Source organism: Micromonospora sp. NPDC049529, from assembly GCF_055586685.1.
The window spans coordinates 292,167-310,855 of sequence record NZ_JBVJHT010000006.1 but is presented as its reverse complement, the minus strand read 5'-3'; the positions used below and the strand labels follow the sequence as shown (position 1 = coordinate 310,855).

The window sequence follows — 18,689 nt, the reverse complement described above, 5'->3', positions numbered from 1 at the left end:
GGCAGTGGGCGTCAGCCGGCTGCGCCGATCCGCTCGGAGAACTCGACGAGGCGGTTGGAGAATCCCCACTCGTTGTCGTACCAGCCGAGCACCTTGACCTGGTTGCCGACGGCCTGCGTCAGCGGCGCGTCGAAGATCGACGAGTAGGGGTTGCCGACGATGTCCGCCGAGACCAGCGGCGCCTCGGAATACTGCAAATAGTGGCGCAGCCGCTGGGAGCCGGCCGCCTCGCGGAACGCCGCGTTGACGTCCTCGACGCCGGCACGGTGCCGGAGGACCACGGTGAGGTCGGTGATCGAGCCCGCCGCGACGGGGACGCGCAGTGCGGCGCCGGTGAGACGCCCGTCGAGCTCGGGGATGACCTTGCCGATCGCCTTCGCCGCGCCCGAGGAGGTCGGGATGGTCGAGACGGCTGCCGCGCGGGCCCGGCGCAGGTCGGAGTGCGGGGCGTCGTGGAGCCGCTGGTCGCCCGTGTAGGCGTGGACCGTCGTCATCAGTCCCGACTCGATGCCGAACGAGTCGTTGAGCACCTTCGCCAGCGGTGCCAGCGAGTTCGTGGTGCACGAGCCGTTGGAGAAGACGTCGTGGCCGTCCGGGTCGAGCGTGTCGTCGTTCACCCCGAGGACGAACGTGGGGACGTCGCCCTTGGCCGGCGCCGAGATGATGACCTTCCGCGCGCCGCCCTTGAGATGGGCCGCCGCCGCGACGCCGTCCGTGAAGTGTCCGGTGGACTCGATGACGACGTCGGCGCCGACCTCACCCCAGGGGATGGTGGCCGGGTCGGACTGCGCGAAGACCCTGGTGCGCCTGCCCGCGACGACGATCGCGTCACCGTCGAAGGCGACGCCGTCGAGGTGGCCGGAAACCGAGTCCCATTCGAGCAGGGTGGCCAGCGTACGGGCGTCGGTGAGGTCGTTGACCGCGACCACCTCGACGTCGGCGTTGTTCGCCAGGGCGGCGCGCAGGTAGTTGCGCCCGATCCGTCCGAACCCGTTGATGCCTACGCGTACCGTCATGACGTTCTCTTCCTCTTCTCGTTCTTGTCGCTCGGTGCGGCCGGTGCCGCCGCCCGGAGCAGGTCGAGGGCGCCGGTGCGGGCGTCGTCGAACGGGCCGGGGTCCTGCTGCGCGATCGCGAGCACGTAGCCGCCCTGGAGGACGGCCATCAGGGTGTGGGCGAGGCGCTCCGGGTCGAGGTCGCCGCGCAGCTCGCCCGCGTCGACGGCCTCGCGCAGCACCCTCACCCAACCGAGGTGAACCTGGGCGAACGCGCGGGCCACCGGGGCGAGCAGCACCGGGTCCTCGCGGACCTGTGGGTCCTGGGTCATCCGGCCGACCTTGCAACCCTTGAGGGCGTCGCGGGAACGCATCAGGTACGCCTCGATCCGCGCCATCGGGTCGCCCGGACCGTCGAGCTCGGAGGTGGCCGGCAGCAGGTCGGCGACGTTGCGTTCGAGGGCGGCGACCGCCAGGTCCCGCTTGGTCGGGAAGTGGTGGTACATGCTGCCCTGGCCGACACCGGACCGTTCGCGCACGTCACGCGGGCTCGTGTCGGCGTAGCCGCGCTCCCACATGAGCTCGCTCATCGTCTCGACCAGGAGTTGTCGCGAGTCCATGGCGCCAGTGTACCGTACATACCAGTAGGTACAGTGCAACCTCGTGCCGAGAGCGACCGTGACCGTCGTCGGGGTCCGCAGCCGGCAAGGTGGCCGGGCGGCGGAGGCTCAGGTGACGAGCAGGCGCAGGCCGAGCTCTGCCGTGTCGAGGGCGACGAGGTCGCGGTTGCGCTCGGCCCACCGGCCCGAGGCGAGATCGTCCCGGAGGCCGCGCACCGCCCGCTGCTCGGCCTCCGGCCCGACCCTGGCCCACACCGACAGCCCCCGACGGACACCGTCGTCCAGGTACGCCTCCGGCCGACGCCAGTACGCCTCGAAGAAACCGTCGACGCAGTCCCACGGGATCGGCACCGGCTCGATCCGGGCCCCGATCGCGTCGGCCAACTCGGTCACCGTCGGCCGGTCGACGAGAAGGTCGGCGACCTCGGGCAGGTAGTCGCGGGTGAGCCAGAATCGATGACGCCAACCGGCGTCGCTGGTGTCGTGGGTGAAGACGACCACCCGGCGGGCCACGCGCCGCATCTCGCGCAGACCCGCGATCGGATCCGGCCAGTGATGGATGGTGGCGAAGGCCATCGCGGCGTCGAACGACTGGTCCTCGAACGGAAGGCTCTCCGCGGTGGCCGCCACGCACGGCGCCGCACCCGCAGGACGTTGTGCCCGCATGAGCGCCGACGGTTCCACCGCGACGAGGCGCCGGTCGGAGGGCTCGTAGGAGCCGGTGCCGGCCCCGACGTTCAACACCGTCCGCGCGTCGCCGAGCGCGGCCCAGACCCTTGCGGCGATCCGAGGCTCGGTGCGCCGCGTCACGGTGTAGGTGGCGCCGATGGTGTCGTACAACTGCCCTGGATACCCGGTCGTCTGCGGCATGCCGCCAGGCTAGTACCGTACCGCGCGCTGTAGGTTCGGGCGGAAGTGCTGATCAGGCCCCGAGGGGGAGACGTGCAACAGCTGTTGAGGGTGCAGAGCTTCTGCGTGTCACGTGACGGGTTCGGCACCGGTGAGGGGCAGAGCCTGGAGCGGCCCTTCGGTCACGCCGACCCCGGCCCCCTGTTCGCCTGGCGGGCCGCCACCGCCAGCTTCGTGTACCGGACGGAACCCGGCGGCGGTCGCGGCCTGGACGACTACCTGACCCGCGACTACGACCACAACATCGGTGCGGAGATCATGGGTCGTAACAAGTTCGGCCCCCAGCGCGGCCCCTGGGAGAACCACGAGTGGCAGGGATGGTGGGGGGACAACCCGCCCTTCCACACGCCGGTCTTCGTGCTCACCCATCACGAACGCCCGTCCCTGCGCCTGGCCGACACCACCTTCCACTTCCTCGACGCGAGCCCGGCCGAGGCGCTGACCCGCGCGAAGCAGGCCGCCGACGGTCGGGACGTACGCCTCGGTGGCGGAGTCGCCACCATCCGGGAGTTCATCGAGGCCGACCTGGTCGACACGATGCACGTCGCCGTCGCGCCGGTCGACTTCGGTCGAGGCGAGCGGCTGTGGGAGAGCCACACCGAGCTGCTCGACCGCTTCCACCTCGACACGGTGCCCAGCCCCAGCGGAGTCACCCACCTCCTGTTCTGGAGGCGATGACCACCAGCCGCGCCGGGACCGCCGTCAGCCCTCGGCGGCGGCCAGCAACTCCCGCGCCTGTTCGGCCGTGTGCGGGTGGTCGTGGCTGTCGACGTACCAGTCGAAGCGGCCGGAGACGCGCTCGTCGAGCAGCCGGCGGACCAGGCCCACGTCGTGGCCGTCTCCGGGTTGTCGCAGGTGAAACGGGGGCGGATAGAAACAGTCGCCGAGCAGGAGTACGCCCGAGTCCGGCACCGCCACCACCGTCGAATCCACGGCGTGCCGCCCCCCGACGTGGCGCAGCTCCACCCCGGAAGGCAGGGTGAGGGTGTCGTCGAACTCGGTGTGCGGCGGGATGACACTGAAGCTCGTCCAGTCCGGCATCGCCCAGGCGCGGGCCCGGAAGCTGGGACCGAGCCGGCGGTTCGCCTCCACCTGCGCGCGCAGGTACCGGTGACTCCACGGGCGCAGGGCCTCCTCGGCCAGGATCCGCGCACCGGCCCGGTGACCGATCACCTCGACCTCCGGCCATGCGCAGGCACCCCAGACATGGTCCCAGTGGTGGTGGGTGTAGACCAGTTGCCGTACGGCCGGCAGCCCGGCGGCCTCGATCGCGGCCCGGATCCGGTGTGCCGCCGACGGCCCGTTACCGGCGTCGACCAGGATGCTGCCCGCGTCGTCGGCCACGATCGCCACACCGCCCCGGACATTCTCCGGATCCTCGTCGTGGGGGTACCACCACACCCGTCCGGCCAGATGCCGCAGCGACTGGAGCATCAACGCACGTTAACACCGGGCCGCCAGCAGCGGGCCGGACGAGCCGGTCTCAGCGCAACCAGTTGGGGCGGACCAGTCCGGCCTCGTAGGCGAAGATGACGAGCTGCGCGCGGTCGCGTGCGCCGAGCTTGACCATCGCCCGGGACACGTGCGTCTTGGCGGTGGCCGGGCTCACCACCAGCCGGGCGGCGATCTCGTCGTTGGACAGGCCGGTGCCGACCAACGCCACCACCTCGCGTTCCCGGTCGGTCAGCTCGGCCAGCCTCCGGGGCGGAGCGGGGCTGGCGGTCCGGGCCGCGAACTGTTCGATCACCCGGCGGGTGACGCTCGGCGAGAGCAGACCGTCACCGGCGGCGACCACCCGAACGCCCCGGATGAGTTCGGCCGGCTCGGTGCTCTTCACCAGGAACCCGGCCGCGCCCGCCCGCAGCGCCTCACCGACGTACTCGTCCAGGTCGAACGTGGTGAGGACGACAATCCGGACCCCGGCGAGCACCGGGTCGCCGACGATCTGCCGGGTCGCGGTCAGCCCGTCGACGCCGGGCATCCGGATGTCCATCAGCACCAGATCGGGCCGTACCTGCCGGGCCAGCCGGACCGCGTGCGCGCCATCGCTCGCCTCGCCGACCACCTCGATGTCCGGCTCGGCGTCGAGCAGTGCGCGGAAACCGGCCCGGACGAGCGCCTGGTCGTCGGCGACGACCACCCGGATCACGGCGCGGAAGCCGGGTCGAGGGGCAGGTGGGCCTGCACCCGCCAGCCGCCTGGTACGGGTCCCGCGGTCAACACACCGCCGAGCGCCGCCGCCCGCTCACGCATGCCGGTGATCCCGTTGCCGGGCGGCGCCTCGGTCGACTCACCCGTGCCGCCGTCGTCGTCGATCCGGACCACCAGTGCCTCCGGCCGGTACGTGATGGTGATGGTGGCGACCGCGCCCGGACCGGCGTGCCTCCGCACATTGGTCAGGGCCTCCTGGACCACCCGGTACGCGGCCCGGTCCACGGCCGTCGGCAGCGGTCGCGGTTCACCGTCGACCACGGTCCGGACCGGTAGACCGGCGTCGACGGTCAGCCCGTCGAGCCGGTCGAGTCCGGGCGCCGGGGCGCGCGGCGCGGTCGCGCCGGTCGGGTAGAGCGTGTGCAGCACCGACTGGACCTCGCGCAGCGCCTCGGCGCTGGTGCGCTGGATGGTGTCGAGCGCGATCCGGGCCTGGTCGGGCTCGCGGGCCATCAGGTGCAGGGCGACACCGGCCCGGATGTTGATCAGCGACAGGTGGTGCCCGAGTACGTCGTGCAGCTCGGCGGCGATCCGCAGCCGCTCCTCACTGGCCTGCCGGCGCTGCCGTTCCTCGTCCAGCCGCCGCTGCTCCCGCGCCGCCTGCTGGACCAGCCGCACCGCCGGGGTGACCAGCTCGGTGAGCAGGCCGAGGCCGACGACGACCGCCGCCCCGGTCAGCGCCCGGCCGGTCGAGATCGTGCCGCTCCCGATGCCGTTTTCGGTCCCGATTCCGATTCCGAGCCACCCCACGTACCCGGCGGCGGCGACCGTCCAGACCAGCCAGCGGTGCCCGGCGGCGATGGCGGCCGACGCGGCGATCGTCGGCGCGATGAACGCCAGGTGCGGTGGATGGCCCAGGACGAGGTACACCATGGTCGCCACGGCCACGATGACGAGGTTGCGTCGGGGGAACCGGTGCCGGTCGGCCAGTGCGAGTCCACCGAGGACGAGCAGCGTGTATCCGACGATGCCCACGGCGGCCGCCGGCCCGCGTACCACTGTGGCCGTGCCCACGGCCTGGACCAACGCGGTCAGCAGTGCCAGACCGGGCGCGGACCGCGACGGCGAGCGGGGCTCGGACGGGGCCATGCAGGCACTGTAGGCGAGCGGTACCCCGGTCGTCGCCACCCGAACGAGGCGACCGGACTACTCCGCCGGGAGTATGCCGGGCACGGCCGTACCACCACGGGAGCAGGGGCGCCGCCGCCCGCGAGCCGAGGTGGGAGACCACCGCCATCGGCACGCTGTAGACGGACGACGGGCGACACGACCGGCCCGTCCCACGTCAAAGGCGCACGAGGGGGAACTGATGAGAGCGATCGTCCAGGACCGGTACGGCTCGCCCGACACCCTGCGACTGCGGGAGGTCGACCGGCCGGTCGCCGCCGACAACGAGGTGCTGGTCCGGGTACGCGCGGCGGCGGTCAACGCCTACGACTGGCACATCATGCGCGGTGACCCGTACCTGGCGCGGCTGATGAGTCCGGCCATGTTCGGGCTCGCCCGGCCCAGGGCGAGGATCCGGGGCCGGGACTTCGCCGGCCGGGTGGAAGCGGTGGGCGCGGCGGTGACCCGGTTCCGCCCCGGCGACGAGGTGTACGGCGATCTCGGCCTGGCCGACGGCGCGTTCGCCGAGTACGCGTGCGTACGCGACGACCTGGTGGAACGGAAACCGGCCAACCTGACCTTCGCGCAGGCCGCCGCCGTGCCGCTGGCCGGCAACACCGCCCTGGTCTGCCTGCGCGCGGCGGGTCTGCGGCCCGGACAGCGCGTGCTGGTCAACGGGGCGTCGGGGGGCGTCGGTACGTTCGCCGTACAGCTCGCCAGGGCGTTCGGCGCCGGGGTGACGGGCGTCTGTAGCACCAGGAACGTCGAGCTGATCAGGACCCTCGGTGCCGATCACGTCGTCGACTACACCCGCGACGACTTCGCCACGAGCGGGCAACGGTACGACGTCGTCCTCGATCTCGTCGGCAACCGGTCGCTGACCGACTTCCGGCGGGTGCTGACCCCCACCGGAACGCTCGTGCTCTCCGGCGGCGGAGTGTCCCGGGGCGGCAGTCTGGTCGGTCCGATGAGCCTGTTCATCCGGGCGCAGCTACTGTCCCGATTCGTCCAGCACCGGCTCCTCATCCCCACCGCGACCCCCGACCGGGAGAACCTGGTCGCGCTCCGGGAACTCGTCGAGGCCGGAAGGGTCGTCCCGGCCATCGACCGGACCTATCCGCTCGACGAGACCGCCGAGGCCATTCGCCACCTGGAGGTGGAGCACGCCCGCGCGAAGGTCGTCATCACCGTCTGACGACCCCGGGGGCTCAGCCGCGTTTCATCAGCCGGCCGACGGCGGCCATCATCTCGGTCGCCATCTCGTCGGCGCGGCCCTCGGCGGCACCCTCGTGCATGCAGTGCCGGGCGTGGCCGTCGAGCAGGCCGAGGGCAACCTTGTCGAGGGCGGCCTGGACGGCGGAGATCTGGGTCAGGACGTCGATGCAGTACCGGTCGTCCTCGACCATCTTCTCGACGCCCCGAACCTGCCCCTCGACGCGTCGCAGCCGGGAGAGGAGCTGGTCCTTGCTGGCGGTGTAGCCCCGGGTCGGGGGAGGGACTGGAGTGGTCATCCGTCAACTGTAGCTAACCCCCAGGGGGTATGTTACGGTCTCACTCCGGATACCTCTGGGGGGTATATCTCGGAGGGTGCTGGCCAGGAGGTGCGGGGATTGCGAGCCGACATGGCAGTCGAGCCAGGTCAATCGGACATCGAGTCGCATCACGGACACGACAAGCACGCCGGACACGATCCGGAGGTGTTCCGGCGCAAGTTCTGGTTGAGCCTGGCGCTCACCGTACCGATCGTCGTGACCAGCCACATGGTCATGGACTGGTTCGGCTACTCGCTCGACTTCCCCGGCATGTCCTGGGTCGGCCCGGTGCTCGGCTCGGTCGTCTTCTTCTACGGCGGCTGGCCGTTCCTCGTAGGCGGTCTCGCCGAGCTCCGCGACCGCGCGCCGGGCATGATGCTGCTGATCTCGATGGCCATCACCGTCGCGTACGTCGCCTCGCTCGCCACCAGCGCCGGTGCGTTCGACCTCGACTTCTGGTGGGAACTCGCCGCCCTGGTCACGATCATGCTGCTCGGCCACTGGCAGGAGATGAAGGCCATCGGCCAGGCCCGGGGAGCCCTGAGCGCGCTCGCCGCGCTGCTGCCCGACGACGCCGAGCGGATCACCGACGACGGCCGGACCGAGCGCGTACCAGTGCCGCACCTGCGGGTCGGTGACCGGGTGCTGGTGCGCTCCGGTGCCCGCGTACCGGCGGACGGGCAGATCGTCGACGGCCGGGCCGAACTCGACGAATCCATGATCACCGGAGAGTCCCGGCCGGTCCGCCGGGAACCCGGCGACCGGGTCGTGGCCGGCACCGTCGCCACCGACTCCGCGATCCGGGTACGGATCTCCGCCGTCGGCGACGACACCGCCCTGGCCGGCATCCAACGACTGGTCGCCCAGGCGCAGGCGTCGAGCGGACGGGCCCAGGTGCTCGCCGACCGGTTCGCCGCGCTGCTGTTCTACGTCGCCCTCTCCGCCGCCGTACTGACCTTCGCCGCCTGGACCGCCTTCGGCGACCTCGACCAAGCCGTCGTACGCACCGTCACGGTGCTCGTGATCGCCTGCCCGCACGCTCTCGGGTTGGCGATCCCGCTGGTGATCGCGCTCTCCACGGCCGTGTCGGCAAGGGCCGGAATCCTGGTCAAGGACCGGCTGGCACTGGAGCGGATGCGTACCGTGCAGGCGGTCCTGTTCGACAAGACCGGCACCCTGACCAGGGGAGCGCACGCGCTCAGCGGGCTCGCCGTCGCCCCCGGCCACACCGAGGACGAGGTGCTCCGGCTCGCCGGGGCGGTCGAGGCCGACAGTGAACACCCGCTCGCCAGGGCGATCGTCGCCGCCGCCACCGAACGCGGCACCACGGCCACCGCGACCGACTTCCGGTCCCTGACCGGGCGCGGCGTACGAGCCACCGTCGACGGCCACGAGTACGCCGTCGGCGGCCCCGCCCTGCTGCGCGAACTCGACGTACGGGTGCCGGACGAACTCGCCGCCACCACCGACGGCTGGTCGAGGCGGGGTGCCGCCGTGCTGCACCTGGTACGGATCGGGGACGGGTCGGCCGAGGCAGTGGGCGCGCTCGGGCTGGCCGACGAGATCCGCCCCGAGGCGCGGCAGGCGATCGAACAGTTGCGCCGGCTGGGCGTACCGAAAATTGTCATGATCACCGGTGATGCCCGGCCGGTCGCCGAGGCGGTCGCCGCCGACCTCGGCTTCCGACCCGGTGTGGACGAGGTCTTCGCCGAGGTCCTGCCCGCCGACAAGGACCGGGCGGTGGCCGACCTCCAGGCCCGTGGGCTGCGGGTGGCGATGGTCGGGGACGGGGTGAACGACGCCCCGGCGCTGGCCCGCGCCGACGTCGGGATCGCGATCGGGGCCGGCACCGACGTGGCGATCGAGTCCGCCGGGGTGGTCCTCGCCTCGTCCGACCCGCGCGGCGTGACCGGGGTGATCCGACTGTCGAAGGCGTCCTACCGCAAGATGATGCAGAACCTGGGCTGGGCCGCCGGCTACAACATCGTCGCGATCCCGCTCGCCGCCGGGGTGCTCTCCTTCGCCGGACTGACCCTCAGCCCGGCGATCGGCGCGGTACTGATGTCCGCGTCCACCATCGTGGTCGCGCTCAACGCCCAACTGCTGCGCCGGGTCCGGCTCACCCCCGAGCAGCAGTGACGGCCGTCCTCCCGCCCCGGTATCGGCGGACCGGCGACGGTGGCGGGTGACAATGCCAGGATGAGCGGGCAGGCGGAGCCGGACGGGACGCAACACCACCCCGTACCGGCCTGGCGGCGGCGCCATCCGGGCGAGCACCGCTGGCCGGTGACCCTGGTGATCGCCGTCGCGATCGTGCTGCAACTGGTCACCCCGCCCCAACTCGCGTTCAGCCCGAGATGGCTGCTCCCGGCCGTCGAGGGAACACTGCTGATCGTCCTGCTGGTGGTGAACCCGTTCCGGATGAACCGCGAGTCGGCCGCCGTACGCGTGGCCGAACTCGCCCTCGTCGCGGTGGCCACGATCGCCGTGATCTGGTCCGCCGGGCGGCTGATCGTCCTGCTGCTGGTCGGCGGCGCGCCCGAGGAGCCCGGCACGGTCCTGCTCAGCGGGGCGGCCATCTGGCTGACCAACGTGATCGTCTTCGCGCTCTGGTACTGGGAACTCGACCGGGGCGGGCCGGCGGCGCGGGCCAACGTACGACGTCCGTACCCGGACCTGCTCTTTCCGCAGATGACCGCCACGGACCTGGCGCCGCACGACTGGCGGCCGGTCTTCCTCGACTACCTGTACCTGGCGTTCACCAACTCCACCGCGTTCAGCCCGACCGACACGCTGCCGCTCAGCCGCTGGGCGAAGGCGGCGATGATGCTCCAGTCGGCGGTGTCGCTGCTGGTGATAGCCCTGATCATCGCCCGTGCGGTGAACATCGTCTCCTGACGCCGGGTACATCTTCTCCTGACCCAACGCGGTAATTGCGTTGAGTGATCCCGGATTTCCGGCCAGGCTGGAGGCTCCGCCCACGACGTCCGGGAGCTATTCGATGCGCCTGCTCCGCGATCTGTGGGCCACCTCACCGCGCCGGGTCGCGGCCGTGGCCTGCCTCATCGTGCTCGGTGCCGCCGGACAGGCCGCCGCCTCGGCGCTGGCCGGGCCGGTGCTGCTGAACCGCTCGACCCCGCTGTTCGCCGTACTCGCCATGTCGCTGGTCGTCGCCGTCGTCAGCGACCTGCTGCTGGGCCTGGTCGCCGCCGGGCTGACCGCCGACTGGGCCGCCGACGTGCGCCGCCGGCTCTGCCGGGTCGCCCTCGGCCAGGACCTGCCGAGGCTGGAGACCACACCGGTCGGGGAACTGCTCGACCGGATCGACGGCGACGTCTACCAGGTCGCCGCCGAACTGCGCGGCAGCGGCATCCGGATCGCGCAGATGCTGGCCGTCGGGGTGCTGTCGATAGCGGTCGCGGTCGGCGTCTGGTGGCCGGCCGGCGTCGCCATGCTGCTGCTCGCCGTGGTGCTGGCGGTCGGCCTGAGCAAACCGACCCAGCGGATCGGACCTGCCCGGATGGGCGAGGAGGAAGCCTGGTCGGACCTGGCCGCCGTGATGGAGGAGTCGATCCACGGGCAGGACGACATCCGTACCAGCCTGGCCCGGCCGTACGTGCTGCGGACCTACGCCCAGCGGGCAAGCAGGGTGCTGGCCCGGGGACGGGTGGTGTGGCGGCTCTCCGCCTCGGTCGCCACGATCGCCGTCGGCGTCACCCGCGCCGGCATCGCGGCGGTTGTCCTCGGCGGCGTCTGGGCCCTGGCCACCGACCGGGTCGACGGGGCCCGGCTGACCGCCGTCTGGCTGCTCGCGCTCGCCTTCGGCGCCACCGCCGAGCACGTCAGCCGGATGGTGCCCGAGTTGCAGTACGCCCTCGGCGCCTGGGGCCGGGTCCAGTTGCTGCGCGACTCGCCGCAGGAGCCGACCGGCGGCGCCGCACCGGTCGACGGCGACCTGGAAATCCGCGACCTCACCTTCGGCTACGGCACGACCGAGTCCGACGGCGGGCGCCGGCTGGCCCTGCGCGGCGTACGACTCACCTTCGCCCGAGGCCACTCGTACGCCCTGATCGGCCGGACCGGCTCCGGCAAGTCGACCCTGGCCAAGGTGCTCACCCGCGCCGTCGACGTGCCGCCCGGCACCGTCTTCCTCGGCGGCACCGACCTGTGCGAGCTGGACCTGGAGGGACTGCGCCAGTGGATCGGCGTGGTCCCGCAGCGGACCGAGATCCTGGCCGGCACCCTCGCCGAGAACGTCGCCCTGTTCGACCCCGACCTGCACGCCTCGGCCGCCAGGGCCATGCACGAACTCGGCCTCGACGCCTGGGTGTCCGGTCTGCCCGACGGGATCGAGACCCGGCTCGGCGAGGGCGGGCACGTGCTCTCGGCCGGACAGGAACAGCTGGTCGCGTTCGCCCGGATCCTGGTCCGGGACCCGCACGTGGTGATCCTCGACGAGGCCACCGCGCGGATGGACCCGGTCACCGAGGCACGGGTGCAGTCGGCCACCGAACGGCTGCTGCGCGACCGGATCGGGATCGTCATCGCGCACCGGCTGTCGTCGGTGCAGCGGTGCGACGAGGTGGTGGTGCTCGCCGACGGCGAGGTGGTCGAGGCCGGACCGCTGCGGGAGTCGGAGCGCTTCGCCCGGCTGCTCGCCAGCACCCAGGACACCGCCACGCAGGACACCGTGCCCGCCGAGCCGGACCCGCTGCGCCGGCTCGGTATCGGAGCCGGTATCGGAGCCGGTGGCGGGACTGCCGGTGGCGGGGTGGCGCTGGCCGTACCCGACGGTGACACCCGGCTGCGCACCGAACCGGCCACGGCCGTGGGCGTTGGGCCCGAGGTCACATCGGGGCGGGTCGCCGTACGGTCCAAGGCCGAGCCGCCGCCACTGCCCGAACCGGCCCGCGCCCGTACGCTGCGGGAGATCTTCCGGCTGGCCGGCAACGACCCCCGGTTCGGGCTCACCGCGCTCGGGTTGTTCCTGTTCATGGTGCTGCTCGGGCTCGACGGCGCGCTGCTGCCGTGGCTCTGGGTCGGACTGGTCGACGGGGTGGGCGACCCGTTCTGGCCGGCGGTCGGGATCGTCACCGCACTGCTGGTCATCGTGCCGATGTCGTACGCCACCTCGATGTGGTTCCCGGAGTGGTGGGTCCGGCAGATGCTGCGGATCAGCCTCCGGCTGGTGCACGGCCAGACCGGGGCGCGCCGGGTCAGCGCGCACACCCCGGCCGAGGTCGTCGCCCAGGGCGGCGACACCGAACGGGTGGTGATGCTCGCCGACAACCTGCTCGACCAGGCGGCCTGCTTCGTCCTGCTGATCTCGATGACCCTGGTGTCGGGGACGTGGGTGCCGGCGCTCTTCTTCGGCGGCACGATCCTGATCTCCGGGCTGGCGGCGGCCCTGTTCGGGCCACTGCTGGAGCGTTCGGCGCGCAAGACGGTGGCGGCACGGGCCGCCTTCGCGACCGCGCTGGTGTCGTCACTGTCGGCGGCCCGTACGGTCAAACTGGCCGGCGCCACCCGAGCGGTCCTGGACCACCTGGCCCGACTCGACATCGTCCGCAGCGACCGGCAACGGCGGGAGATCTCGACCCAGGTGTGGGCCCGGTCGACCCCGTCGATGATCGGTGGCCTGCTGCCGATCGCCGCCTGGGTGCTCTACCTCAACGGCTCACTGTCGTCGAGCGCGACCCTGGTGGCGGTCTCGACCCTGAGCGCGGTGCGCTGGTTCGCCTGGACCACCGCCTCCCTGGTCTCGCAACTGCCGTCGGCGCGGGTCTGGACCCGGCGTACGGTGGCGATGACCGGGGTCGGGGCGTACTCGGCCACGGTGCCCGGGGTGGACCTCTCCGAGGGGACCGCACCGGCGCCGGAGGCGGCTGCCCGGCATCCGCTGCGCCGGCTGGACCTGGTCGGGTTCAGCGCCGTGCACGAGGACGGGACGGTCGGCGTGCACGACGTCGACCTGACCGTCGAGACCGGACAGTTGGTGCTGGTCGTCGGCCCGGTCGGCGCGGGCAAGTCGTCGCTGCTGCGGGCCCTGGCCGGGATCGTCCACCACACCGGGGCGCTGCGCTGGAACGGGCAGCCGGTGACCGAGCCGGAGCTGTTCCTGCGCCCGAACCAGGTCGGGTACGTCGCCCAGCTGCCCCGGGTGCTCTCCGGCACCGTCGCCGACAACATCCGGCTCGGGCACGAGGTGAACGCCGCCGACGCGGTCTCGACCGCGCAGCTGGAACACGATCTGGCGGCGGCCGGGGGTGGTCTCGGGCTGCTGATCGGGCACAAGGGAACGCGGTTGTCCGGTGGGCAGTTGCAGCGGCTCGCCCTGGCCCGCGCCCTGGCACCGCGTACGGAGTTGCTGATCGCCGACGACGTCTCCTCGGCCCTCGACGTCACCACCGAGCTGGAGCTGTGGCGGGCGTTGCGTGGGCACGGGGTGACCGTGGTCGGTTCGACCTCGAAGCGGGCCGCGTTGGCGCAGGCCGACCATGTGGTGGTGCTGATCGACGGCACGGCGGTGGCCCAGGGGACGTGGCGGGAGCTGGCCGACCGTTGGGGTCACCTCGCGGGGTGACCCACGTCGCGCCGGTCGCGGGAACCGGCCGCGTCGCTACCGCCGGTCGACGGTGAGGGTGGAGACACCGGCGGTGGCGTCGATGTCGTACCGGTCGGTGGTGTTTGCCCAGGCCGGCGGTGTGATCACGGTGCCGCCGGCCACCCCGGAGCGGCTGACGCCGTCCACGGTGACGCTGCCCGCGCCGCCGCCCGCGCGGACCCGTACCGGCGCGGTGCCGGCCAGGTGGACCAGGAACTGGCTCGCCCCGCCGCCCATCACCACCCGGACCGTGCCGCTCGCCGGTGGCAGGGTCAGCTCGGCGCGGTTCGTGCCGGCACTGAACTCGACCTCCGCGACCTGCCCGCCGGTCAGGTCGACGGTCTCCGTCGCGGCACCGCCGCCGAGCCGGATCCGCCAGCGGACCGCGTCGCTCAGCACGATGCTGACGATCGCCGGTCCGCCCCGGCCGGTGCCCGCCAGTCCGGCCAGCACGGTGTTCCCGTCGACGTGCACCGACGGCGCGACCTTCGCGTCCTCGGGTGTGGAGATCCGGTAGAGGTCGTCGCCAAGTCCGGCGGTGCTGACCCGGACTGCGTCGGAGCCGTTGAGCAGGTCGAGCGTCGCCTCCCGGCGGTCGTCACGGGGCCCGCTGGCGACGTGCTCCACCGACCGGCCCGGCTCACCCGACACCGCCGGGTGCGGCCCGTTTCCCGGGGTGTCGTCGGACCAGCGGCCGTCGTGCCAGACACAACCGGAGACCAGCATCGCGGCGGTGAGCAGCCCAACGGCCGCCCGACCACCCCGGACCAACGTACGGGTCACCTTCGTCGCCTCCTCGATGCGCACCTGTACGGCGCTACTACCCACGCCGCGGCCCGCCGACGCCTGGCACCACAGCGGGGGCGGCGCGTTGACCCTCGCTCATACGCTGGGCCGATGGGTGGCGCTATCGCGGTCGTTGTCGGTCTGTTGGTGCTCCTGGGCGTGGTCATCGGGTCGGTCGTGACCCGGGTGCGTAGCCGTAACCGGGCTGCTGGGCCCGACCAGGTGATGCGGGCGGCACGTCGGGCGATTCGAGGGAGCGCGGCCGACCGTCGCCGACGCACCCGTGGCAGCCTCCGTGGCAAGGGACAGGGCGGAATCGACTCCCAGGCGTTCAGTGAGGCGTCGTCGGGTGACTCCGGCGGTGGCGGCACGTACTGAGCCGGCGGGTGGGATTACCGGTCACCGGCGGAAGGCGAGCACGCCGAGCACGCCGACGACCGCGAGTGCCACCATGGCCAGGCCGAGTCCGCCGAGCAGTCGGGCGACGAAGGCGCCGTCCGGCCCGTCCGACGGCTGTTGCGCGCGGGGGCTCGCCGGGGCCGCGTTCGCGGAGCTGCCCGGTGCCGCCGGTGCGGCTGCGGAGGTCGGGGTGGCGGCCGGTGCGGGGGCGGATCCGGCCGCCGGGGTGTAGCTCAGGATCGCCGGTCGGGTGCCGGGTGCCTGGTCGGCGGTTTCGGAGACGGTCAGCAACACCCGGCCGTCCCGGCTGTACGTGATCGACTCGCCCTGGGGCTCGTCGGGCAGCGGCGTGATCCGGGGTACGCCCCGGGTGAGCGCAGCGACCACGTCCCCGTCGGTGACGTCGTACTCGATCGCGTCGGCGTAGGTACGCAGGACCACCCGGCTGCCGTCCGGTGCGGTGGCACCCCCGGTGACCATGAGCCGGCCGAACGCGGACCACGGATTGTCGGTCCGGGTACGGGGCAGGTCCACCTCCCCGACCCGGCGCATCGGTACGGTCGCACCGGCCCGCAGCGGCCCGTCGGGTGCGTACAGCCGGGGTGTGCCGGGGTCCTTGGTCACCACGATCGGCGTGCCGTCACCGGCGAGCAGCAGCGCCTCGGCGTCGTGCGCGCCGTCCGGGTACGAGAGTCGGTGCAGCACCGGTGACTTCCCACCCCTGGTCAGTTTCCAGAGCGCGATGTTCGACCGCTCGCGGTCGTTGTCGCCGATGTCGGCGATCCAGATCGTGCCGTCGCGGGCGACCGCCACGTCCTCGGTGTCGCGGGGGCGGCTCGGGTAGGACAGGGTCCGGGTCACCCTGCACGACCGGTCGAGGAAGAAGACCCGGCGGCGGTTCTCCAGGTCGGCACTGTCGTTGACCACGACGTACCCGTCGTCGGTGGCGACCATGCCGGAGATCTCGATCAGCCGCTCGTCGGCGATGACGCAGACCTCGGTGCCCTTCGTCGCGGCCGCCACCGCCGGTGTCGGTGCGAAGGCGGGGGCCGGCGGGATCGCGGTTCCGGTCAGTGGGAGCGGGCCCGTGATCCCGACCAGTGCCGCTACGAGGATCCCGACACGCAACATCGCGCAAGTCTGGCACCCGTCGTCACCCCCACGGTCGACCGGGAGGCGACCGGCCCCGGTCCGACTCCCTGTCGCCGTCAGCGGTGGCGGACCGCCCGCAGGACCGCGTCCCGGACGGTGATCGTCCGTCCCTCGGGGTCGACGGCCTCCCGCTCCGGCGCGCTGGCCACGATCTCCCACTCCGCCGGGTCGAGGACCGCCGCGACCTGCTCGGCGGTGAACATGAGATCGAGCAGGTCGGGGCGACCGATCGAGGTGTCCAGGTCCGACGGGTGATGGCCGACGACGAGCAGGGTCCCGCCGGGGCGTACGGCCGCCGCCAGCCGGCGGTGCAACGCTTCGAGCACGGTCCGGGGCAGGTGCACGAACTGGGCCGACACCAGGTCGTAGCGGGCCGGCTCGGGCGCCCAGGAGAACAGGTCGGCCTCCTGCCAGTCGATCCGAGCGGTGATCTCGGGACCGACCTCGGCGGCCCGGTCGGCGGCCCGGCGCAGCGCCACCCCGGAGATGTCGACCCCGGTGACCCGCCAGCCCCGACCGGCCAGCCAGATCACGTCGCCCCCCTCGCCGCTGCCGACGTCCAACGCCTGCGCCGGCACCAGGTCGGTGGCGGTGGTGACGAGGTGGGGATTCGGGTTGCCGCTCCAGATCCGGTCGGCGGACCCGTAGCGTTCGTCCCAGAACTCGCGGGTGAACAGCTCGGTGTCCGTCGAATGCCGGTGGTTCCCGCCCCGGTGGGCGTGCTCGGGCCGGGCCGCCCGCGTCCGCCGGTACGCGGCGACGGCAAGCTCGGTCTCCTCGCTGATCAGGTCGGCGTTGATCGCCGCTGCGGCGGTGACCCCACCGGCGGCCGACATCACCACCTGCGCGGTGATGTCGGTGACGTTGCCGGCGACCCAGACTCCCGGCACCTCGGTCAGCCCGGTGGCGTCGCCGTCGACGTACTCGCCGACACCGCGCGGGTCCGGGGTGGGTCGCAGCCCCAGGGCCACCAGCACCCGCGACGCGGCGACGAACCGGGGCCCGACCACCACCGCCCGGCGGGCGACGACGGTGCCGTCGGCCAGGCGTACGCCGGTGAGCCGGTCGTCGACCACGTCGAGGGAGTCCACGGGGCCGGGAACCACCCGGATGCCCCGCGCGGCGAGCTGCTCGGCCTGCTCCGGGGTCGGGTCCGGGGCGGTGTGGGTGAACAGGACGAGGTCGGTTGTCCACTGCCGGAACAGCAGTGCCTGGTGTACGGCCCATGCTCCGGTGGCGAGGATGCCGATCGGCTGGTCCCGTACCTCCCACCCGTGGCAGTACGGGCAGTGCAGGACGTCCCGCCCCCAGCGCTGCTGTACGCCCGGCAGGTCGGGCAGCTCGTCGACCAGCCCGGTGGTGACGAGCAGCCGTCGTGCGGTGACCAGCTCACCGTCGGCGAGGGTGACCTCGAAGCCGTCGTCCGTACGGCGGGCGCCGGTGGCCTCGCCGGGACGCAGGACACCGCCGTACTGGGCGACCTCCTTGCGCCCGGTTTCGCGCAGTTCCTCGGGGCTGATGCCGTCGTGGGCCAGGAAGCCGTGCACCCCGGCGGCGGGGGCGTTGCGGGGTGATCCCGCGTCGATGACGATCACCGAGCGGCGGGCCCGGCCGAGCACCACCGCCGCGCTCAGGCCGGCGGCACCGCCGCCGATCACCGCGACGTCGTAGCCACCGGTCGATTCTTCTGCCGGTTCATTGGTCATGGTGACCACCTCCGCGGCCACTCTGCGGCGGCTCCGGACAGAATGGCAAACATTCTTGCCGTTGTGGCAAAGTGGGTCGATGGACGAGAACCTGGAGAGCGTGCTCACCGCGGTCGGGCCCCGGCTGCGTGCGCTGCGCCGTCAACGGGAGATCACGCTGGTCGGCCTCTCCGAGTCGACCGGCATCTCGGTCTCCACCCTGTCCCGGCTGGAGTCCGGCCAGCGCCGACCCACCCTGGAACTGCTCCTGCCCCTGGCCCGGGCATACGGGGTGCCGATCGACGAGCTGGTTGGCGCCCCGCCGACCGGGGATCCTCGGGTGCACCTGCGCCCGGTCACCTTCAACGGTATGACCATGGTGCCGTTGAGCCGGCGCGCGGGCGGGCTCCAGGCGTACAAAATGATCATTCCGCCGTCGCGGCAGGCGGCGGTGCCCGACCTGAAGACCCACGAGGGCTACGAATGGATCTACGTCCTCAGCGGGCGGCTCCGGTTGCTCCTCGGGGACCAGGATCTCGTGCTCACCCCCGGCGAGGCGGCCGAGTTCGACACCCGCGTGCCGCACTGGTTCGCCGGTGCCGACTCCGCCCCCGTCGAGGTGCTCAGCCTCTTCGGCCGCCAGGGCGAACGGGCGCACCTACGCGCGAGATCCCTACCCTGACCGCACC

Annotated in this window: 16 protein-coding genes and 2 pseudogenes; 7 read left to right on the top strand and 11 right to left on the bottom strand. The window is 72.6% G+C overall.

What is annotated here, in order from left to right:
• Nucleotides 1-11 precede the first annotated feature (11 nt).
• The 3 genes and pseudogenes from gap to ACZ6QQ_RS12845 all read right to left on the bottom strand — a co-directional run.
• Nucleotides 12-1,016 carry a type I glyceraldehyde-3-phosphate dehydrogenase gene (gap, locus tag ACZ6QQ_RS12855; RefSeq protein ID WP_465876143.1) on the bottom strand — a complete coding sequence of 335 codons (1,005 nt, stop codon included), beginning with the start codon at nucleotides 1,014-1,016 and terminating at the stop codon, nucleotides 12-14.
• Nucleotides 1,013-1,615: a TetR/AcrR family transcriptional regulator gene (locus tag ACZ6QQ_RS12850; RefSeq protein WP_465876142.1), complete on the bottom strand. Its 603-nt coding sequence runs from the start codon at nucleotides 1,613-1,615 to the stop codon at nucleotides 1,013-1,015. Before ACZ6QQ_RS12850 ends, gap begins: the two co-directional genes overlap by 4 nt.
• Nucleotides 1,616-1,723: 108 nt before the next feature.
• Nucleotides 1,724-2,467, bottom strand: a pseudogene (locus ACZ6QQ_RS12845) (class I SAM-dependent methyltransferase); the annotation flags it as partial.
• A gap of 90 nt (nucleotides 2,468-2,557) precedes the next feature.
• Between ACZ6QQ_RS12845 and ACZ6QQ_RS12840 the strand changes: the two are divergent.
• Complete coding sequence (locus tag ACZ6QQ_RS12840) at nucleotides 2,558-3,202, top strand: dihydrofolate reductase family protein (RefSeq protein WP_465876141.1); 645 nt, start codon at nucleotides 2,558-2,560, stop codon at nucleotides 3,200-3,202.
• 24 nt (nucleotides 3,203-3,226) lie between these two features.
• Here the strand turns inward: ACZ6QQ_RS12840 and ACZ6QQ_RS12835 are convergent, their stop codons facing one another.
• From ACZ6QQ_RS12835 to ACZ6QQ_RS12825, 3 genes are read right to left on the bottom strand one after another with little or no spacing between them, the layout of a single operon-like run.
• Nucleotides 3,227-3,958, bottom strand: coding sequence for an MBL fold metallo-hydrolase (locus tag ACZ6QQ_RS12835; protein WP_465876140.1), 732 nt, complete (start codon nucleotides 3,956-3,958; stop codon nucleotides 3,227-3,229).
• A gap of 49 nt (nucleotides 3,959-4,007) precedes the next feature.
• Nucleotides 4,008-4,673 carry a response regulator transcription factor gene (locus ACZ6QQ_RS12830; protein WP_465876139.1) on the bottom strand — a complete coding sequence of 222 codons (666 nt, stop codon included), beginning with the start codon at nucleotides 4,671-4,673 and terminating at the stop codon, nucleotides 4,008-4,010.
• On the bottom strand, nucleotides 4,670-5,824 hold the full coding sequence (locus ACZ6QQ_RS12825; protein WP_465876138.1) for a sensor histidine kinase: 1,155 nt from the start codon (nucleotides 5,822-5,824) through the stop codon (nucleotides 4,670-4,672). The genes ACZ6QQ_RS12830 and ACZ6QQ_RS12825 overlap by 4 nt, the downstream gene beginning before the upstream one ends.
• A gap of 220 nt (nucleotides 5,825-6,044) precedes the next feature.
• Between ACZ6QQ_RS12825 and ACZ6QQ_RS12820 the strand changes: the two genes are divergently transcribed.
• Nucleotides 6,045-7,037: an NAD(P)-dependent alcohol dehydrogenase gene (locus ACZ6QQ_RS12820; protein WP_465876137.1), complete on the top strand. Its 993-nt coding sequence runs from the start codon at nucleotides 6,045-6,047 to the stop codon at nucleotides 7,035-7,037.
• A 13-nt stretch (nucleotides 7,038-7,050) separates the two neighbouring features.
• On the opposite strand, the gene ACZ6QQ_RS12815 is transcribed toward ACZ6QQ_RS12820, so the two are convergent.
• Nucleotides 7,051-7,353 carry a metal-sensitive transcriptional regulator gene (locus tag ACZ6QQ_RS12815; RefSeq protein ID WP_465876136.1) on the bottom strand — a complete coding sequence of 101 codons (303 nt, stop codon included), beginning with the start codon at nucleotides 7,351-7,353 and terminating at the stop codon, nucleotides 7,051-7,053.
• Nucleotides 7,354-7,464: 111 nt separating this feature from the next.
• On the opposite strand from ACZ6QQ_RS12815, the gene ACZ6QQ_RS12810 reads away from it, so the two are divergent.
• The 3 genes from ACZ6QQ_RS12810 (at nucleotide 7,465) to ACZ6QQ_RS12800 (ending at nucleotide 13,957) form a co-directional block, all read left to right on the top strand.
• Nucleotides 7,465-9,513, top strand: a complete 2,049-nt coding sequence (locus ACZ6QQ_RS12810) for a heavy metal translocating P-type ATPase (protein ID WP_465876135.1) — start codon at nucleotides 7,465-7,467, stop codon at nucleotides 9,511-9,513.
• A gap of 60 nt (nucleotides 9,514-9,573) precedes the next feature.
• The gene (locus tag ACZ6QQ_RS12805; RefSeq protein ID WP_465876134.1) at nucleotides 9,574-10,272 is read left to right on the top strand and encodes a hypothetical protein; all 699 of its coding nucleotides are present in this window, start codon (nucleotides 9,574-9,576) and stop codon (nucleotides 10,270-10,272) included.
• Nucleotides 10,273-10,375: 103 nt separating this feature from the next.
• Nucleotides 10,376-13,957: an ATP-binding cassette domain-containing protein gene (locus tag ACZ6QQ_RS12800; RefSeq protein ID WP_465876133.1), complete on the top strand. Its 3,582-nt coding sequence runs from the start codon at nucleotides 10,376-10,378 to the stop codon at nucleotides 13,955-13,957.
• Between the two features lie 36 nt (nucleotides 13,958-13,993).
• On the opposite strand, the gene ACZ6QQ_RS12795 is transcribed toward ACZ6QQ_RS12800, so the two are convergent.
• Nucleotides 13,994-14,785 (bottom strand): hypothetical protein, encoded by a 792-nt coding sequence (locus ACZ6QQ_RS12795; protein WP_465876132.1) that lies wholly within the window; start codon nucleotides 14,783-14,785, stop codon nucleotides 13,994-13,996.
• 90 nt (nucleotides 14,786-14,875) lie between these two features.
• Here ACZ6QQ_RS12795 and ACZ6QQ_RS12790 point away from each other — a divergent pair, with 90 nt between their 5' ends.
• Complete coding sequence (locus tag ACZ6QQ_RS12790; protein ID WP_465876131.1) at nucleotides 14,876-15,142, top strand: hypothetical protein; 267 nt, start codon at nucleotides 14,876-14,878, stop codon at nucleotides 15,140-15,142.
• Nucleotides 15,143-15,163: 21 nt separating this feature from the next.
• Here the strand turns inward: ACZ6QQ_RS12790 and ACZ6QQ_RS12785 are convergent, their stop codons facing one another.
• From ACZ6QQ_RS12785 to ACZ6QQ_RS12775, 3 genes and pseudogenes are all read right to left on the bottom strand, one after another.
• Nucleotides 15,164-16,294 carry an SMP-30/gluconolactonase/LRE family protein gene (locus tag ACZ6QQ_RS12785; protein WP_465876130.1) on the bottom strand — a complete coding sequence of 377 codons (1,131 nt, stop codon included), beginning with the start codon at nucleotides 16,292-16,294 and terminating at the stop codon, nucleotides 15,164-15,166.
• 77 nt (nucleotides 16,295-16,371) lie between these two features.
• Nucleotides 16,372-16,992 carry a class I SAM-dependent methyltransferase gene (locus ACZ6QQ_RS12780; protein ID WP_465876288.1) on the bottom strand — a complete coding sequence of 207 codons (621 nt, stop codon included), beginning with the start codon at nucleotides 16,990-16,992 and terminating at the stop codon, nucleotides 16,372-16,374.
• 69 nt (nucleotides 16,993-17,061) lie between these two features.
• Nucleotides 17,062-18,021, bottom strand: a pseudogene (locus ACZ6QQ_RS12775) (NAD(P)/FAD-dependent oxidoreductase); the annotation flags it as partial.
• Nucleotides 18,022-18,100: 79 nt separating this feature from the next.
• Between ACZ6QQ_RS12775 and ACZ6QQ_RS12770 the strand changes: the two are divergent.
• On the top strand, nucleotides 18,101-18,682 hold the full coding sequence (locus ACZ6QQ_RS12770) for a helix-turn-helix domain-containing protein (protein ID WP_465876129.1): 582 nt from the start codon (nucleotides 18,101-18,103) through the stop codon (nucleotides 18,680-18,682).
• Nucleotides 18,683-18,689 lie beyond the last annotated feature (7 nt).

What these genes read in the sequence shown, in the direction of transcription:
- gap (WP_465876143.1), bottom strand. Translation starts at nt 1,016, where the DNA reads ATGACGGTACGCGTAGGCATCAACGGGTTCGGACGGATCGGGCGCAAC.
- ACZ6QQ_RS12850 (WP_465876142.1), bottom strand. Translation starts at nt 1,615, where the DNA reads ATGGACTCGCGACAACTCCTGGTCGAGACGATGAGCGAGCTCATGTGG.
- ACZ6QQ_RS12835 (WP_465876140.1), bottom strand. Translation starts at nt 3,958, where the DNA reads ATGCTCCAGTCGCTGCGGCATCTGGCCGGACGGGTGTGGTGGTACCCC.
- ACZ6QQ_RS12825 (WP_465876138.1), bottom strand. Translation starts at nt 5,824, where the DNA reads ATGGCCCCGTCCGAGCCCCGCTCGCCGTCGCGGTCCGCGCCCGGTCTG.
- ACZ6QQ_RS12820 (WP_465876137.1), top strand. Translation starts at nt 6,045, where the DNA reads ATGAGAGCGATCGTCCAGGACCGGTACGGCTCGCCCGACACCCTGCGA.
- ACZ6QQ_RS12815 (WP_465876136.1), bottom strand. Translation starts at nt 7,353, where the DNA reads ATGACCACTCCAGTCCCTCCCCCGACCCGGGGCTACACCGCCAGCAAG.
- ACZ6QQ_RS12810 (WP_465876135.1), top strand. Translation starts at nt 7,465, where the DNA reads ATGGCAGTCGAGCCAGGTCAATCGGACATCGAGTCGCATCACGGACAC.
- ACZ6QQ_RS12805 (WP_465876134.1), top strand. Translation starts at nt 9,574, where the DNA reads ATGAGCGGGCAGGCGGAGCCGGACGGGACGCAACACCACCCCGTACCG.
- ACZ6QQ_RS12800 (WP_465876133.1), top strand. Translation starts at nt 10,376, where the DNA reads ATGCGCCTGCTCCGCGATCTGTGGGCCACCTCACCGCGCCGGGTCGCG.
- ACZ6QQ_RS12790 (WP_465876131.1), top strand. Translation starts at nt 14,876, where the DNA reads ATGGGTGGCGCTATCGCGGTCGTTGTCGGTCTGTTGGTGCTCCTGGGC.
- ACZ6QQ_RS12785 (WP_465876130.1), bottom strand. Translation starts at nt 16,294, where the DNA reads ATGTTGCGTGTCGGGATCCTCGTAGCGGCACTGGTCGGGATCACGGGC.
- ACZ6QQ_RS12770 (WP_465876129.1), top strand. Translation starts at nt 18,101, where the DNA reads ATGGACGAGAACCTGGAGAGCGTGCTCACCGCGGTCGGGCCCCGGCTG.